Source organism: Wenyingzhuangia marina (assembly GCF_900130035.1).
Taxonomy (GTDB): domain Bacteria; phylum Bacteroidota; class Bacteroidia; order Flavobacteriales; family Flavobacteriaceae; genus Wenyingzhuangia; species Wenyingzhuangia marina.
On sequence record NZ_FQXQ01000005.1, the window covers coordinates 1 to 15,071 of the forward strand.

A 15,071-nucleotide genomic window follows, 5' to 3' on the forward strand; every position below is an offset into this window, starting at 1 on the left:
TATGAAAGGAATTATATTAGCCGGAGGATCTGGAACCAGATTGTATCCACTCACCAAAGCAACCTCCAAACAATTATTGGCTATCTATGACAAGCCCATGATTTATTATCCTTTATCTGTTTTGATGCTTGCTGGAATCAAGGATATTTTAATCATTACAACACCCGAAGATCAAGACCGATTTATCAATCTTTTAGGAGATGGAAGCCAACTTGGAATTAAACTTTCATACGAAGTACAACCCAATCCAGAAGGATTGGCTCAAGCTTTTATTATAGGGAAAGAATTTATTGGAACTAATGATGTTGCTCTTATTTTAGGAGATAATATTTTTCATGGACAAGGTTTCATCAAACTACTTTCTAGTGCTATTGAAAATGCTAAAAACGAAAACAAAGCCACTATTTTTGGTTATTATGTAAATGATGCTGAACGTTATGGTGTTGTTGACTTTGATGAAAACAAAACAGCTTTAAGCATAGAAGAAAAGCCTAAAAATCCAAAGAGTAATTATGCGGTTTCTGGTTTGTATTTTTATCCTAATAATGTCATTAAAATTGCAGAAGCTGTAGTGCCAAGCGAAAGAGGAGAATTAGAAATCACCAGTGTAAATCAAGCTTACTTAAAAAATAAAGAATTAAACGTACAAGTAATGGGACGTGGTTATGCTTGGTTAGATACAGGAACACATGAATCTATGTTAGAAGCTTCTAACTTTATTCATACCATAGAAAAAAGACAGGGTTTAAAAGTCGCTTGTATAGAAGAAATTGCCTTTGAAAAAGGTTACATAAGCCAAGAGCAATTGTTAGCTTTGGGACAAGAAATGAAGAAAAATGAATACGGACAGTATTTAATTAGAAGAGCAACAAAATAGATGAAATATACACGTACCGAAATTCCAGATGTTATTATTTGTGAACCCAAAGTGTTTGGGGATCACAGAGGTTATTTTATGGAATCTTTTAAAGAAGATACCTTAACTGAATTCTTAGGGTATAAAATTAATTTTTGTCAAGATAATGAGTCTTCTTCTACAAAAGGAGTCTTAAGAGGATTACATTACCAAATGGGAACATTTGCTCAAACAAAATTGGTGAGAGTGATTCAAGGTGAGGTGATTGATGTGGCAGTAGATATTAGAAAAGGTTCTCCTACTTTTGGACAACATGTGGCGGTAGAATTGTCTGCTGACAATAAAAAACAATTATTGGTTCCTAAAGGATTTGCTCACGGGTTTGTGGTATTGAGTGATACTGCTATTTTTAGTTATAAAGTAGATAATCTTTATAGTTTTGAAAATGAAAGAGGATTGGCTTTTGATGATCCTACTTTAAATATAGATTGGGGATTAGAAAAATCAGCATTGATTTTATCTGATAAAGACACTAAAAACCCGACCATAGGAAACGCTGATTTGTTTGATTATAACATCAACTATTATGAATAATATTTTAGTCACTGGAGCAAGTGGTCAATTAGGATCTGAAATTCAACATCTTTCTAAAGATTACTCACAATATGCATTCTTTTTTACGGATGTTAATGATTTAGACATCACCAATTTAGAAAAGGTACGTGAGTTTTGCAGTACCAATCAAATTAAAACGATCATCAATTGTGCTGCCTACACAGCTGTTGACAAGGCAGAAGAACAAACAGGTATTTGTGATGCCGTAAATCATATCGCGACCATCAACCTAAGTACGGTTGCAAAAGAATTAAATATCAAGTTCATTCATACTTCTACAGATTATGTGTTTAATGGAAAAAATCATGTTCCTTTTAAAGAAGATGACATCACCGATCCTATCAATGTTTATGGAAAAACAAAGTTATTAGGGGAACAAGCCATGATAGAAATCAATCCAAAACATTCCATTATCATTAGAACTTCTTGGGTGTATTCTACTTACGGAAACAATTTTGTGAAAACCATGTTAAAGTTGGCTGAAACTAGAGAACAATTAACTATTATCGCAGATCAAGTGGGAAGTCCTACTTATGCTTATGATTTGGCAAAAACCATTTTGGAAATCCTTCCTAAAATCAACAATGATCAAGTAGAAGTTTATCATTACTCAAACGAAGGAATTTGCTCTTGGTACGATTTTGCTTTTGAAATTTTTCATCAAACCAACACCAATTGTAAAGTGTTGCCCATAGAAACCAAAGATTATCCAACAGCAGCAGAGAGACCACCATATAGTGTCATGAACAAATCAAAATTTAAAAACTCATTTGATACTGAAATTCCACATTGGAAAACATCTTTATCTAACTGTTTAAAAAAATTATAAATGAAAAATATATTAGTTACTGGAGGTGCTGGGTTCATAGGTTCACACTTGGTACGTTTATTAGTAAATAAGTATCCAAATTATAATATTATAAATATGGATCTATTGACGTATGCAGGTAATTTAGAGAATCTAAAAGACATAGAGGATAAAAAAAATTATACATTTATAAAGTGTGATATATGTGATTTTGAAAATGTAAAAAATATATTTTCAACATATAAAATCAATAGTGTTATTCATTTAGCTGCAGAATCTCACGTAGATCGTTCTATAAAAGATCCTTTTTCATTTGCAAGAACTAATGTTATGGGAACTATAAGTTTACTACAAGCAGCAAAAAATGAATGGGAAGGTAACTTTGAAGATAAATTATTTTACCACGTATCCACAGATGAAGTCTATGGTTCTTTAGGAGATGAAGGTTTCTTTTTAGAAACCACAGCGTATGATCCACATTCACCATATTCTGCATCTAAAGCATCCTCAGACCACTTTGTAAGAGCATTTCATGATACTTATGGATTACCAATAGTTATTTCTAACTGTTCTAATAATTACGGATCATATCAATTTCCTGAAAAATTAATTCCATTGTTTATCAATAATATCGTAGAGAACAAGCCATTGCCAGTATATGGTAAAGGTGAAAATATTCGTGATTGGCTATTTGTAAATGATCATGCACGTGCTATTGATGTTATTTTTCATGAAGGAAAATTAGGTGATACGTATAATATTGGAGGATTTAATGAATGGAAAAATATTGATTTGGTTAAGGTTTTAATTGAAACAACCGATCGTTTATTAGGAAGACCAAAAGGGGCTTCTGATAAACTGATAACTTATGTAACAGATAGAGCGGGTCATGATTTACGTTATGCCATTGATGCAACTAAATTAAAAAATGAATTAAACTGGGAGCCTTCTTTACAATTTGAGGAAGGGATTGAAAAAACAGTGAAATGGTATTTAGAAAATAATGATTGGTTGAATAATATTACCAGTGGCGATTATAAAACTTATTATAAAGAAATGTATAAATCTTGATTCATACATTTATTAAAAAGTAAAAAATGAAAAAGAAAATAGCGATTATAGGGAGTGGTATATCAGGAATGACACTTGCTCATCATTTCAAAGATAAATATGAGGTTGAATTATTTGAGAAAGAAAGTAGGCCAGGAGGGTTAATTAAATGTGATGTAATTGATGGTAATTTATACCATATGGTTGGAGGTCATGTTTTTAACTCTAAGAGACAAGATGTCTTAGATTGGTTTTGGAATTTTTTTGATAAAGAGCATGAGTTTACTAAAAGTATTAGAAATGCTGTAGCCTATATGGGGAAACCTATTGGTTATCCAATAGAAAACCATTTGTATCAAATGGATAATGATATCACTAAGGAAGTGATAAATGATTTGTTAGACTTGAGCAAATCAAATGAAGAACCTCAGAATTTTGAAGAATTTCTGAAAGGTAAATTTGGGTTAACATTATATGAAAATTATTTTAAGCCGTATAATGAAAAAATATGGAAAAAAGATTTAAGTAAGGTACCTCTAACTTGGTTAGAAGGAAAGTTGCCTATGCCTAAGATTGAAGAAATATTTTACAATAATATTAAAAAGGAGAAAGAAATGAATATGGTACACAGTTCTTTCTTTTATCCTAAAAATAATGGATCTCAGTTTTTAGCAAATCGATTGTCGGAGGGATTAAAAATTAACTTAAGTACTCCTGTTGAGACCTTGTTAAAAGATAAAGAAAATAACAAGTGGATTGTAAATGCTGATAAAGAATTTGATATGGTTTTTTTCGCTGGAAATATCAAATCTTTAACATCAATGTTAAAAAATGATTTTATAGAAGATTATAAAGAAAAAATTCAATCTCTAGATTTCCATGGAACTACCACTGTTTTATGTGAAATAGATCCAAATGATTTCAGTTGGATATATATGCCAAATGTTAAATATGATGCTCATCGTATTATATGTACTGGGAATTTTTCAAAAAACAATAATAAGGAAGGTATTATGTCTGCAACTGTAGAGTTTACAGATTTTGTTTCTGAAGAAACGATCAAGGAACAATTAAAAGACATTCCTTTTACTCCAAAATATATATCACATAAGTATACAAAATATACTTATCCTATTCAGGACGTTACAACAAGAGCTCTTATTTCCGAAATAAAAGAGTTGACAGAAAAAGAAGGACTTTATTTATCAGGTCGTTTTGCAGAATGGGAATATTACAATATGGATGCTGCTATGGGAGCTGCGATGGATTTAGCTAAAAATTTTTAAGATAATTTAAAAGCTTCTCTAACTTTTACTGAATTAATTTTTATTTATAAAATGCAAACATTTTTTTTTAATACTTCTAATGTATTACCCGTACCTGCTGTTTTTGGCGGAGCTACAGAATCGTTGCTAACATTTTTAATTGAAGAAAATGAAAAGCATAAATTAATGCGTTTTGTAATTCATTGTAAGTATTCTAAAGAGGCTGAATTGTTGAGTGATAAATTGCTTTATACCAAAATATTTTATCACAAAAACTTTCAAGAATTAAGTGTTTATGATAAAATGTTAAACACAGATGTTTTATCTTTTTTATGCTATAAGTTAATCTCTAAAATTAGACCAACTAAGTATCCCAATATTAATAGATACTATTATTTTGCCTATAGAATTGCACGTAAAATAAAACCTGATTATATCATTGCCGAGGGAGGCCTATATGAACAATACGAATATTTTTTAAGAAAATTTGATAAGAGTAAGTTGTATGCTCATTTACATAGAGAAGTTAATGGAAATGAAGATTTATGGAAAATATTTCCAAATGCAATTGCGATTAGTGATTTTATAAAAAATAAATACATAGCATCAAATAAAACAGATAAGTTAAATGTAAAGTTGCTATATAACTCTTGTGATGACTCCAAATTTAAGGCGACAATAGCTGAAGCTAAAAAAGATGAGATTAGAAAAGAACTTCAAATTAAAAAGAACAATTTTGTCATTGTTTTTAGTGGTAGAATTATACCAGAAAAAGGGGTATTAGAATTAATAGATGCAGTAAATTCTATGAATAATAACAATATTAAATTAATCATTATAGGTTCTTCTTTGTTTGCAAATGCTCCTCAATCAGAGTATGAGTCATTAGTTAAATTTAAAGCCGAAGAGTCTAATGGACAAATTGTTGCCACAGGTTTTATCCATAATTCATTACTTCCAGTTTATTTTTCAATAGCAGATACTTGTGTAGTTCCTTCAATTTACGATGAACCTTTAGCACTTGTTCCTGCAGAAGCAATGACTGCTGGTTTACCTGTCATTATAACAGATTCTGGCGGGATGGTTGAATATCAAAAAGAGGAATGTTTAATAGTGGTTAAAAGAGGGGATGATATTGTTAAAAACATTAAAGAAGCAATATTAAGACTGTATAATAACCCTAATGAAAAAGAAGAGTTTATAGAAAGAGGTAAAAAACGTGCCGAGGATTTTACCAAAGAAAAATATTACTTCAATTTTTATGATTTGTTCAAAGCCCTACCTAAAAAATAATGAGTAGCAAATTAAAAATAAATGCCATATACAATGCCTTTTATCAAATAGTATTATTTGTTAGTCCGATAATTGTAGCTCCTTATGTTTCTAGAGTTTTTGGGCCTGAAGGGATTGGAGCTATTAGTTTTTCACAATCAATTTTTATTTTTTTTAATTTACTAGGCTCTTTGGGTTCTGGAACTTATGGACAAAGATTAATTGCCAGTACCAGAAATAACATTGAAGATTTAACAAAGTCTTTTTGGGAAATAGTTATTCTCAAAGTTTTTCTGTCGATTACTAGTATTATTATATATACAACATTTGTGTTTTATTCTAATATTGGCTACAAAACTTTATTATTGGTACTTATCGTGGATCTTTCGGTGAATATGTTTGATATAGCGTGGCTCTATCAAGGGTTAGAAAACTTTAAAAAAACAATCATAAATCAAGTAATCATAAAGGTTTTAGCAATTGTTGGTATTTTTCTTTTTGTAAAGAATTCAGAAGATACGTATGTATATCTTTTGTGTTTTTCTATCCCACTTTTGTTAGGATACATAGCATTATGGAAAGGTGTTAGTAAAAATTTAGTAAAAATAAAAATTAGAGATCTAAAACCGTTTAAGCACTTGGGGGGATTAGTGGCTTTATTTTTACCCTTTATTGCAATATTACTATTCTCTAAAGTAGATAAGTTAATGTTAGGATTTTTGTCTGACGAAATTCTTGAAGTAGGGTATTATGAGCAAGGAATGAAGTTTATTTCCATCGCTCTAGGGTTTATAACTTCTTTTTCAGTAGTGCTGTTACCTACTTTAACAAATTATTTTCAAAGCAAAAACCATAAAGAACTCAAGGATATTATATTAAAAACAATTTTGCGTGTTTTTGGTTTGTCTATTCTGCTTTTTCTAGGACTTTTTGTTGTGAGTAGTAATTTTGTGCCTTGGTTTTTTGGTAAAGAATTTATACCCTCTATTGCAATCATGAAAATATTAAGTGTTTTAATGATGTTTAAAGGTATAAATGCCATACTAGGGTCTGCTTATTTAATTTCTATATACCAGCAAAAAAAATATACAATAGCCATTTATACAAGTGTTATACTTAACATACTGCTTAATTGGTTACTAATACCTATTTATTTTTCTAAAGGAGCCGCTTACACATCAGTGTTTTCAGAAATTTTTTTATTCGCAATGCTAATGTACTTTTCCAAAGACGTCATCAATTATGCTGTTTTATTTAAATTGGTATGGAAATATATTTTAGCAGGTATTTTCACCATTTTACCATTAGGGTTATTGGCAAACCATTTAGACCCCTCAATATTAAATACCATCATTTTAACAATATCTTTATTATTAATGTATGGTACAATATTAATTTTTGTTTTTAAAGATGAAGTAATCATTACTAGTTTTAAAAAAATAGTTGGTAAGTTTTATTAAGTTTTGTTATGGAAGAAAAATTAGTAAGTATCATAATGCCAGTATATAATGTAGAAAACTACCTTAAGGAGTGTTTAGACAGCATTATAAATCAAACATATAAAAATATTGAGCTGATATTAATAAATGATGGCTCTACAGATAATTCGGGCTTCATATGTGATGAATATGCAAGCCAATATAAAAACATAAAAGTACTCCATACAAAAAATGGCGGACAAGGGGCTGCAAGAAATATTGGATTAAAAATAGCAGAAGGTTTCTATGTTTATTTAATAGACTCTGATGATTATATATCCCCTAGTTTAATAGAAAATTGTTGTAGTTTTGCCGAAAAAGAAAAGTTAGATTTGGTTACTTTTAATACAAGTTTAATTGTTGAAAAAGGGGCAACTGTTCAACATCATTACAACAGATCTATCACGCCAAACAAAGTTTATTCCAACATAGAGTTATTTAATTTTATGATTGCCAATGAGGAGTTTTGTGTTCCCCCTTGGTTTTATTTTTATAGGTTAAATTTTTTAAAAGAAAACAATATTTTATTTCTGGAGGGATATATTTATGAAGACAATCTATTTACCATAAAAACATTACATGCCAACGGAAAAATTGGGTTTTTAAAAGAAAAACTTGTATTTCATAGGTTTAACAATCAATCTACTACAGGTAAAAAAATAACCAATTACAAGGTTAAAAGTTTAATTAAGTGCCAACAATCTATTAATGATTTCTACTTAATAAATAAAGGTAAAATAGAGCTAAGGTTTTTACAAAATTTTTTAAAATGGTTTGTAAGTACCACTATTAGGTCTATTATTTTTAACGAAGAAAAAAACAAAGAATCTAAAATATTGGCCAAAGAATATGTTAGGTTTCTGTTTTTTAACAAGCATTTATGGTCAATGCATTTGGTAAAGAGTTTTATAAAAGCAAAAATAAATTAAAGAAATTTATAAATGCCAATAGTTTTTTTGTTTAATAAAATAAAGGGAGTTACAAAGAATAAAATTAAATAAGTTGTTTAAAAAAATGAAAAATTCAAAAATTTTAATCACTGGAGGTTCTGGTTTTATAGGAACCAACTTAATAGAACATTTTTTAAAGAATAACAATGATGTTTTAAGTATAGACATAAAAGCGCCTAAAATATTAGAACACCACTCGGTATATAAAAAGATAGACATAGTAGATTTAGAATCTTTTAAAAGTGCTGTACTAGCCTTTAACCCAGATTACATTATTCATTTAGCTGCCCGTACAGATTTAGATGGTAAAACACTAGAAGATTATGCTGCAAATACAACAGGAGTACAAAATTTAATGACCATTGTATCAGAGCTCCCTACCTTAAAAAAATTGATGGTAGCATCTTCTAAATTTGTAACAGAAAATAATTATCAAATTAAAGATCAATTTGACTATTGTCCACATACTGTTTATGGAGAGAGTAAAGTAGAAACTGAAAGAATGGTTTGGAAAAACGCTCCTAGTTGTGATTGGTGTATTATTAGACCAACGTCTATTTGGGGGCCTTGGTTTGGAGTACCTTACCGTAATTTTTTTGATGTCATAAAAAAACGAATGTATTTTCATATTGGGAATATAAAATGTTATAAAACTTATGGTTTTATAGGTAATAGTATTTATCAAATAGAAACATTATTGTCTACCGAAACGACTAGTAGTGATGATAAAGTTTTTTATATTGGAGATGAACCTGCTTATGAAATTAATGAATGGGCAGATGAAATTGCAAAAGAGTTAGGGTTTAATATGCCAACAATGCCTGTGTGGTTTGTTAAATTATTAGCAAAATTTGGAGATTTTGTAGGAGTATTTGGTTTTCATTTTCCAATGCAATCTTTTCGTTATAACAACATGACAAAAGATGGTAAAAATGATTTAAAAAAGACTCTAAAAATTGCTCCTAACATGCCATTTACAAGAATAGAAGGGGTAAAAGAAACATTAAAGTGGATGCAAAATAATTAGTTAAATGGAAGCAAAAAGAAGAATTAAAATTATTCAACCAACAGATTGGTCTTTTAAACCGATGGATGATTATATAGCATCTGGGGGAGAAGCTTTTTCTGTTTCACGTTTTGGTTATGAGCTTTTTAAAGAAAAAGGAGTTGATGTAGAGGTAATTTCACCAAATTATGATAAATGGATCACACGATTTTTGACAAAGATTTTGCGTCATGAAGGAAGTAATTTGTTACTACAACTAAAATTAATTATTAAAAGCCGTAAATATGATGTTGTTTATTATTCGGCAGATAGACATCCTTATCTTTTAGCATTGGCAAGATGGCTAAGAATATGCAGAACACCTGTTTTAATGGTTTGCCATTTTTCTTATGACACTAGGGCGGTTAATAATAAGTTAAAAAAGACATTGCTTCGTGCAGAACGTTGGTTGGTGTACAGAGGAATGGATAAAATAATATTTAATTGCGAAACTTTAATGCGTTTGGCAGAGCAAGATGGTAAATTGCCTGAAAGACATAAAGAAAATAGTGGTTGGGGAGCAGATTTAAATTATTTTGCAAGAGGTGATAAAGATTTAAATAAGAATATACAACCATACTATTTCTCTGCAGGAGGAGCAAATAGAGATTACCATACGCTAATTTCTGCTTTTAAAAAGATGCCTTATAATATCGTAATAAGTTGTCCTAAAGAAGTTCTCTTAAAAGAGGCTCCATTAACACCTAATATTATTCATTTTGATTATAGCAAATATGGTTTTGAACGTTATGAAAAATTACGTTCTTTCTATCAAGATGCCAAAGCGGTATTAATACCAATTACCGCTAGAAATCATGTAGCCAATGGAGCAAGTGTGTTGGTAGAAGCTTTAGCGTGTGGAAAACCAGTTCTGATATCAGACCTACCTACAGATTTTGTAGATGTTGAAAACGAAATAATTGGAAGAAAAGTAAAGATGCATGATGTTAATGATTGGATTTCACAAATTGAGTATATGGAGAAAAATCCAGAAAAAGTAACAAAAATGGAAGAAAATTCTTTAAAGCTTGCTCAAGAAAAGTACAATTACGAATTGTTTTCAAACAATGTTGTAACACATATAAAAAAATTAGTAAACACATAAAAAATGAAAATTTTAATTTATGATGTACATGCAAGTGAATCTGGTGCATTGGCAATATTAGATGATCTTTATAAACAGGTTTGCAGTCATTCTGATAAAAAAATTGAATGGGTGTTTGCTGTAAGTACACCCAACTATAAAGAAACTAAAAACATCAGAGTAATTAGACATCCTTGGGTTAAAAAAAATTGGTTTTACAGGTTGTATTTTGATCTTATAACAACTAGAAAAATATTAAAAAAAGAAAAACCCAACAAAATAGTTTCGTTACAAAACAAAGGGATTTCTTTTTCTAATTTACCTCAGATGGTCTATTTACACTTACCGTTTGTTTTATGTGATTATAAATTTAATATCAAAAGAGATGGTAAAGTCCTTTGGTTGTATCAAAATGTATTGAGTAAATTTATTTTTAAATCACTAAGAAAGGTCCAAAAAACCATTGTTCAAACGCAATGGATGAAAGAGGCATTAATTAAAAAAGCAAAGGTAAATGAAGATAAAATTGAAATAATAGTACCAGATATCTCTACAAATAACATTCAAAAATATAAGGATTCTATAGAAAACAGAAAACGCTTTTTTTACCCTGCAACGTCCTTTACTTATAAAAATCATTTTATTTTACTAAAAGCATTTAAAATACTTCAAGACAAAGGTTATAAAGATTATGAGCTAATATTTACAATTACGGAAAGTGAAAATGAATATACCTTACAGCTTTCTGAATATGTTAAAAAAAATAGTTTAAATGTAAAATTTAACGGTCCTGTAAAAAGGGAAGAAGTTTTTGAAATGTATGCAAAATCAGTTTTAATTTTTCCTTCTTTTGTAGAGTCATTTGGGCTACCGTTGTTAGAAGCCAGACTAAGTAATGCATTTGTAATAGCAAATAAAACTTCTTTTAGTCAAGAAATTCTTAAAAACTATGAAAATGCAATCTTTTTTAATGGAAATGATGCTGCTGAATTAGCAAGAGGGATTGAAAAGTTAAATTTATTGCCATATATCAATCCAAAAGGTGCTGAATTGAAGAAGGAGTCTGTAAATTTAATTGATTTGTGTATTTCTTTTTAGTCTATAATAAATATTAATCATCAAAAGTAGAGTATGTTAAATATATTCAGTTTTATCTTAATTTTTATTGTTGGCTATATTTTGTCTAAAAAAAACAGCCTCAAGAGTAAGTTTAAGGATTTTTTTATTCTTGAAATTATTTTTTCTGTATTTAGAATTAATGTGGGTTATTTTTTGAAAATTGGTGATTTTGAAATTCAAAATGATGATCTTTTATTAGCTATTTTGTTTGCAATGTCAATAGTAGTATTTGGTTCCTCCATTTCAAAAAAAATTAAAATACGGCAGTATGTAGTAATATATACTATTATAATAATTTTAGGGATGTTAAATTTATATTTAAATCCATCTGATGAAGGTATCATTGCTTTTAATACGGGTAGTTGGGATCGTTATATGCGAGGGGTAACAAACTTAACCACTCCAGTGTTTTCAATGCAGTCTATATTAATGTTTATAAGGGTTGTTATATTTGTGGCAATTATGTTGGCGACAAAAGACCTATTTAATAGAGAAGATTTTATTGAAATGGGAAAGCGTATTGGTTTTTTCTCTAAATTATTATTAATATACGGTATTACAGAGTTTTTACTGTCTTATGTTTTAAAAATTGATACAACCAATATTTTAAAGTTGTTTTTTGGTCGTGGTGTGGCTACTTCAAATGATTTTGGAAGGCTTAAGGGACTTTCACGTGAACCCTCTTATTATTCACATGCATTATACAATGCCATTATTATTCTTTATGCTTTGTCAAAAATAGATTATGAAAATAAAAATATTTTTAAGAAATATAAAGTTTGGATCATCATTGCATTTTTTTTAGGATTAATTTCTTCTTCATTTGCTTTTGTTTTGGTTACAGTTACTTTGCTAATATTTTTTTATGTGGTTTCTAATATTGAAAACAGAAAATTTGTATTTTATTTAAAACCACAAGCTGGGCTAATTTCTATTTTAGGATTACTTATCTTGATGATAATTTTACCATTTGTAGACCTTACAGATTTTACTTATTATGAAAGAATCTTAGAGTCTCTAAATCAATTTTCTAAGGGTGTAAATAGAACCTATAAATTAGGTAGTGATTACTCATCAGAGGCAGTTAGACTTATAAGTGGTATAGAAACTTTTAAAGCAACTTTAAGTCGTCCATTATTTGGTTTAGGGATTGGAACTGCTTATTCTGTTTCGGGAATTATAAGTATTTTAAGTAACATAGGTTTTTTAGGTTTATTTATTTGGTATAGATTAATTTCTACGGAGTTCTATAAAACCAAAAAGAAAATACTAATCTTAATTCTTTTAACACCTATAGTTTTTACAGGTGATATGTATTCTTTGTATGATACATCTTATTTGTTGTTAATTCCTTTAATCGCTATTACAACCGAAACTTTATATATGAAACATCAATTAAAAAAAAGAGATTAATATGAACAAAATAGTATTTGTATCACCCAATATTAATAAAGACGGAGCAGAAAAATCTTTAATAGCATTACAAGTTTATTTAAATAGCAAAGGAATTAGTACTTTAGTAGTAATCCCAAAAAACGGTTTAATAGAAGAGTTGTTAATTAAAGATAACGTAGACTACATAGTTCATCATTTTGTTGGAAGTGTTAATTTTGGACGTGGTAAAAAATTGTTTAGAGGGATAGTTAAAAAATATATAAATATTTTTTCTTCATTTCAACTAGCTTATAAATTGAAAAAAAAAGGAATTAGTGTTGTTGCAGTTCATTCTAATACCATAACAACAGATTTTGGACATTATCTTGCTAGTAGGTTAAATACGCATCATTTCTGGCACATAAGAGAATTTGGGAAGTTAGATTTTAACTTTGATTTTGAGTTAGGAATGGATTATATGGCTAAAATAACAAAGAAAGCCGCTAAAATAATTTGTAATTCTAATGCTGTTAAAAATTATTACTCAAAATATTTTGAGACCAGTAAATTAGTAACGGTTTATAACGGTGTAAAACCAAGTGTAGATGTAGATATACAAAAGGAATCTGGGTTGTTTAAAATGTTGTTAATAGGTAGGTTAAGTAAGGAGAAAGGACAAAAAGAAGCTATATTAGCGTGTAGTAGATTATTAAAGTCTGGAAGAGATAATTTTTTATTAAATCTATATGGTACAGGAAAAGATCTAGAATACCTAAAAGATTTAATTAAGTCTTTACATTTAGAGGAAAAAATTATTTTAAAAGGGTATAGTGATAAAATAGAAATTAATAAATATGATGTTGGCTTGATGTGTTCTCCTTTTGAAGCTTTTGGAAGGGTTACTGTAGAATATATGTTTGCTGGTTTACCAGTAATTGGTAAAAATGCTGGGGGAACACCAGAAATTATTAACAAAGATACAGGGATTTTGTATTCTGATGAAGACTCATTATATAAAGCAATGTCTTTGCTCTATGACAATCAGGATTTGAGAAAAGAAATGGGATATAAAGCCAATGAAAGGGCTATAGAAGTATTTTCCGAAAATAAATACTGCGAAAATATTTTAAAAGTGTACAAAGAAATAATAGAATTATAGATGGATAATAGAAATGACATAACAGCTGTAGTTACTACATTTAATGATAGTAAGAGTATAGTAGATTTTTTAAATAATGTAAGTAAACAAAGTGTTTTGCCAGACAAGATGATTATCGTAGATGGTGGATCAAAAGATAATACTGTTGACGTAATAGAAAAATATGCGTTGACTAGTAAATTTAAGATAGAGGTTGTTTCTGATAATAAAAGAAGAAATATTTCAGAAGGAATTAATACAGGAATAAAATTAGCCAAAACAGAATGGATATTAATCTTGGGTACTGGTAATTCATATAACCCAGAAATGATTGAGCAGTTTATAACTTATAGAAAGAAATCTAAAGCTCAAGTATTTTATAGTGCTATTATTGGAGTGAATGATACTACCTTTGGTTATATATTTAATCAGTATTTTCTTAGAGGAAATCGAATTCAAGATTTAGATGCAAGTAATCACGCTGTATTAGTTCATAAAAATGTTTTTGTAGAAAACGGTTATTTTTGGGAAAGGTTTATTTATGCTGGAGAGGATTTTGAATTTTTTGCGAGACTCAGAAAAAATAACATTGAACTTGTTTATGTAAAAGAAGCAATTTCGTTTTGGGATACTCCTCAAAATTGGAAAGATTACAAGAAGAAAATGCGTGTAAACTCCATTGCAGATTGGCAAATAGAGGATAAATCTAAAATTCTGTTAAAGTGTTATTCTCAATTATTGTTATTACTTATGGTTGTTATACTAACCATAAAAACACCTTTAACACTTTTGCTAATTCCTTTTATTATTGTAGTATCTGGTATTAAAAAGAAAACATTTAATATAATCTCTATTATGTTGGGTCTTTATAATAGATATTTAATGGTCTATTTTTATCTTAAAAATTATAATTACAGTAAAGAAGAATACCATTTTAAAATAGACGAAACTTATGATTCTTAATTTACTATTGTCTGATTTTTTTTCATTTATAATTTATTAAGATTAACTTTTTTT

At 28.8% G+C, this 15,071-nt stretch carries 14 protein-coding genes; all 14 read left to right on the forward strand.

All coding sequences use genetic code 11. From position 1 onward, the window contains the following. The first annotated feature begins 1 nt into the window (after position 1). The 14 genes from rfbA to BUB70_RS11440 all read left to right on the forward strand — a co-directional run bounded on the left by rfbA (position 2) and on the right by BUB70_RS11440 (position 15,017). Positions 2 to 877, forward strand: a complete 876-nt coding sequence (rfbA, locus tag BUB70_RS11375; RefSeq protein WP_073121697.1) for a glucose-1-phosphate thymidylyltransferase RfbA — start codon at positions 2 to 4, stop codon at positions 875 to 877. Next, the gene (rfbC, locus tag BUB70_RS11380) at positions 878 to 1,450 is read left to right on the forward strand and encodes a dTDP-4-dehydrorhamnose 3,5-epimerase (RefSeq protein ID WP_073121699.1); all 573 of its coding nucleotides are present in this window, start codon (positions 878 to 880) and stop codon (positions 1,448 to 1,450) included. It begins immediately after the preceding gene. Continuing rightward, positions 1,443 to 2,300 (forward strand): dTDP-4-dehydrorhamnose reductase, encoded by an 858-nt coding sequence (rfbD, locus tag BUB70_RS11385; protein WP_073121701.1) that lies wholly within the window; start codon positions 1,443 to 1,445, stop codon positions 2,298 to 2,300. The genes rfbC and rfbD overlap by 8 nt, the downstream gene beginning before the upstream one ends. Then, positions 2,301 to 3,350, forward strand: a complete 1,050-nt coding sequence (rfbB, locus tag BUB70_RS11390) for a dTDP-glucose 4,6-dehydratase (protein ID WP_073121703.1) — start codon at positions 2,301 to 2,303, stop codon at positions 3,348 to 3,350. A 26-nt stretch (positions 3,351 to 3,376) separates the two neighbouring features. Continuing rightward, entirely contained in the window at positions 3,377 to 4,615 is a 1,239-nt protein-coding gene (locus BUB70_RS11395; protein ID WP_073121705.1) for a protoporphyrinogen/coproporphyrinogen oxidase, read from the forward strand. A 51-nt stretch (positions 4,616 to 4,666) separates the two neighbouring features. Further along, positions 4,667 to 5,887 (forward strand): glycosyltransferase family 4 protein, encoded by a 1,221-nt coding sequence (locus BUB70_RS11400; RefSeq protein WP_073121708.1) that lies wholly within the window; start codon positions 4,667 to 4,669, stop codon positions 5,885 to 5,887. Then, positions 5,887 to 7,326 carry an oligosaccharide flippase family protein gene (locus BUB70_RS11405; protein ID WP_073121710.1) on the forward strand — a complete coding sequence of 480 codons (1,440 nt, stop codon included), beginning with the start codon at positions 5,887 to 5,889 and terminating at the stop codon, positions 7,324 to 7,326. Before BUB70_RS11400 ends, BUB70_RS11405 begins: the two co-directional genes overlap by 1 nt. Before the next feature lie 8 nt (positions 7,327 to 7,334). Then, positions 7,335 to 8,273, forward strand: coding sequence for a glycosyltransferase family 2 protein (locus BUB70_RS11410; RefSeq protein WP_073121712.1), 939 nt, complete (start codon positions 7,335 to 7,337; stop codon positions 8,271 to 8,273). Positions 8,274 to 8,358: 85 nt separating this feature from the next. Further along, positions 8,359 to 9,321 (forward strand): NAD-dependent epimerase/dehydratase family protein, encoded by a 963-nt coding sequence (locus BUB70_RS11415; RefSeq protein ID WP_073121714.1) that lies wholly within the window; start codon positions 8,359 to 8,361, stop codon positions 9,319 to 9,321. A 4-nt stretch (positions 9,322 to 9,325) separates the two neighbouring features. Continuing rightward, positions 9,326 to 10,444, forward strand: coding sequence for a glycosyltransferase (locus tag BUB70_RS11420; protein ID WP_073121716.1), 1,119 nt, complete (start codon positions 9,326 to 9,328; stop codon positions 10,442 to 10,444). A 3-nt stretch (positions 10,445 to 10,447) separates the two neighbouring features. Then, positions 10,448 to 11,521 carry a glycosyltransferase gene (locus tag BUB70_RS11425; RefSeq protein WP_073121718.1) on the forward strand — a complete coding sequence of 358 codons (1,074 nt, stop codon included), beginning with the start codon at positions 10,448 to 10,450 and terminating at the stop codon, positions 11,519 to 11,521. 324 nt (positions 11,522 to 11,845) lie between these two features. After that, positions 11,846 to 12,955, forward strand: a complete 1,110-nt coding sequence (locus tag BUB70_RS11430; protein WP_143155300.1) for a hypothetical protein — start codon at positions 11,846 to 11,848, stop codon at positions 12,953 to 12,955. Position 12,956: 1 nt separating this feature from the next. Then, complete coding sequence (locus BUB70_RS11435) at positions 12,957 to 14,075, forward strand: glycosyltransferase family 4 protein (RefSeq protein ID WP_073121723.1); 1,119 nt, start codon at positions 12,957 to 12,959, stop codon at positions 14,073 to 14,075. After that, positions 14,076 to 15,017 (forward strand): glycosyltransferase family 2 protein, encoded by a 942-nt coding sequence (locus tag BUB70_RS11440; RefSeq protein WP_073121725.1) that lies wholly within the window; start codon positions 14,076 to 14,078, stop codon positions 15,015 to 15,017. It begins immediately after the preceding gene. The last annotated feature ends 54 nt before the right edge of the window (positions 15,018 to 15,071 follow it).

What these genes read in the sequence shown, in the direction of transcription:
- BUB70_RS11415 (WP_073121714.1), top strand. Translation starts at nt 8,359, where the DNA reads ATGAAAAATTCAAAAATTTTAATCACTGGAGGTTCTGGTTTTATAGGA.
- rfbC (WP_073121699.1), top strand. Translation starts at nt 878, where the DNA reads ATGAAATATACACGTACCGAAATTCCAGATGTTATTATTTGTGAACCC.
- BUB70_RS11395 (WP_073121705.1), top strand. Translation starts at nt 3,377, where the DNA reads ATGAAAAAGAAAATAGCGATTATAGGGAGTGGTATATCAGGAATGACA.
- BUB70_RS11440 (WP_073121725.1), top strand. Translation starts at nt 14,076, where the DNA reads ATGGATAATAGAAATGACATAACAGCTGTAGTTACTACATTTAATGAT.
- BUB70_RS11430 (WP_143155300.1), top strand. Translation starts at nt 11,846, where the DNA reads ATGTTAAATTTATATTTAAATCCATCTGATGAAGGTATCATTGCTTTT.
- rfbA (WP_073121697.1), top strand. Translation starts at nt 2, where the DNA reads ATGAAAGGAATTATATTAGCCGGAGGATCTGGAACCAGATTGTATCCA.
- BUB70_RS11435 (WP_073121723.1), top strand. Translation starts at nt 12,957, where the DNA reads ATGAACAAAATAGTATTTGTATCACCCAATATTAATAAAGACGGAGCA.
- BUB70_RS11425 (WP_073121718.1), top strand. Translation starts at nt 10,448, where the DNA reads ATGAAAATTTTAATTTATGATGTACATGCAAGTGAATCTGGTGCATTG.
- BUB70_RS11405 (WP_073121710.1), top strand. Translation starts at nt 5,887, where the DNA reads ATGAGTAGCAAATTAAAAATAAATGCCATATACAATGCCTTTTATCAA.
- BUB70_RS11410 (WP_073121712.1), top strand. Translation starts at nt 7,335, where the DNA reads ATGGAAGAAAAATTAGTAAGTATCATAATGCCAGTATATAATGTAGAA.
- BUB70_RS11420 (WP_073121716.1), top strand. Translation starts at nt 9,326, where the DNA reads ATGGAAGCAAAAAGAAGAATTAAAATTATTCAACCAACAGATTGGTCT.
- rfbD (WP_073121701.1), top strand. Translation starts at nt 1,443, where the DNA reads ATGAATAATATTTTAGTCACTGGAGCAAGTGGTCAATTAGGATCTGAA.
- rfbB (WP_073121703.1), top strand. Translation starts at nt 2,301, where the DNA reads ATGAAAAATATATTAGTTACTGGAGGTGCTGGGTTCATAGGTTCACAC.
- BUB70_RS11400 (WP_073121708.1), top strand. Translation starts at nt 4,667, where the DNA reads ATGCAAACATTTTTTTTTAATACTTCTAATGTATTACCCGTACCTGCT.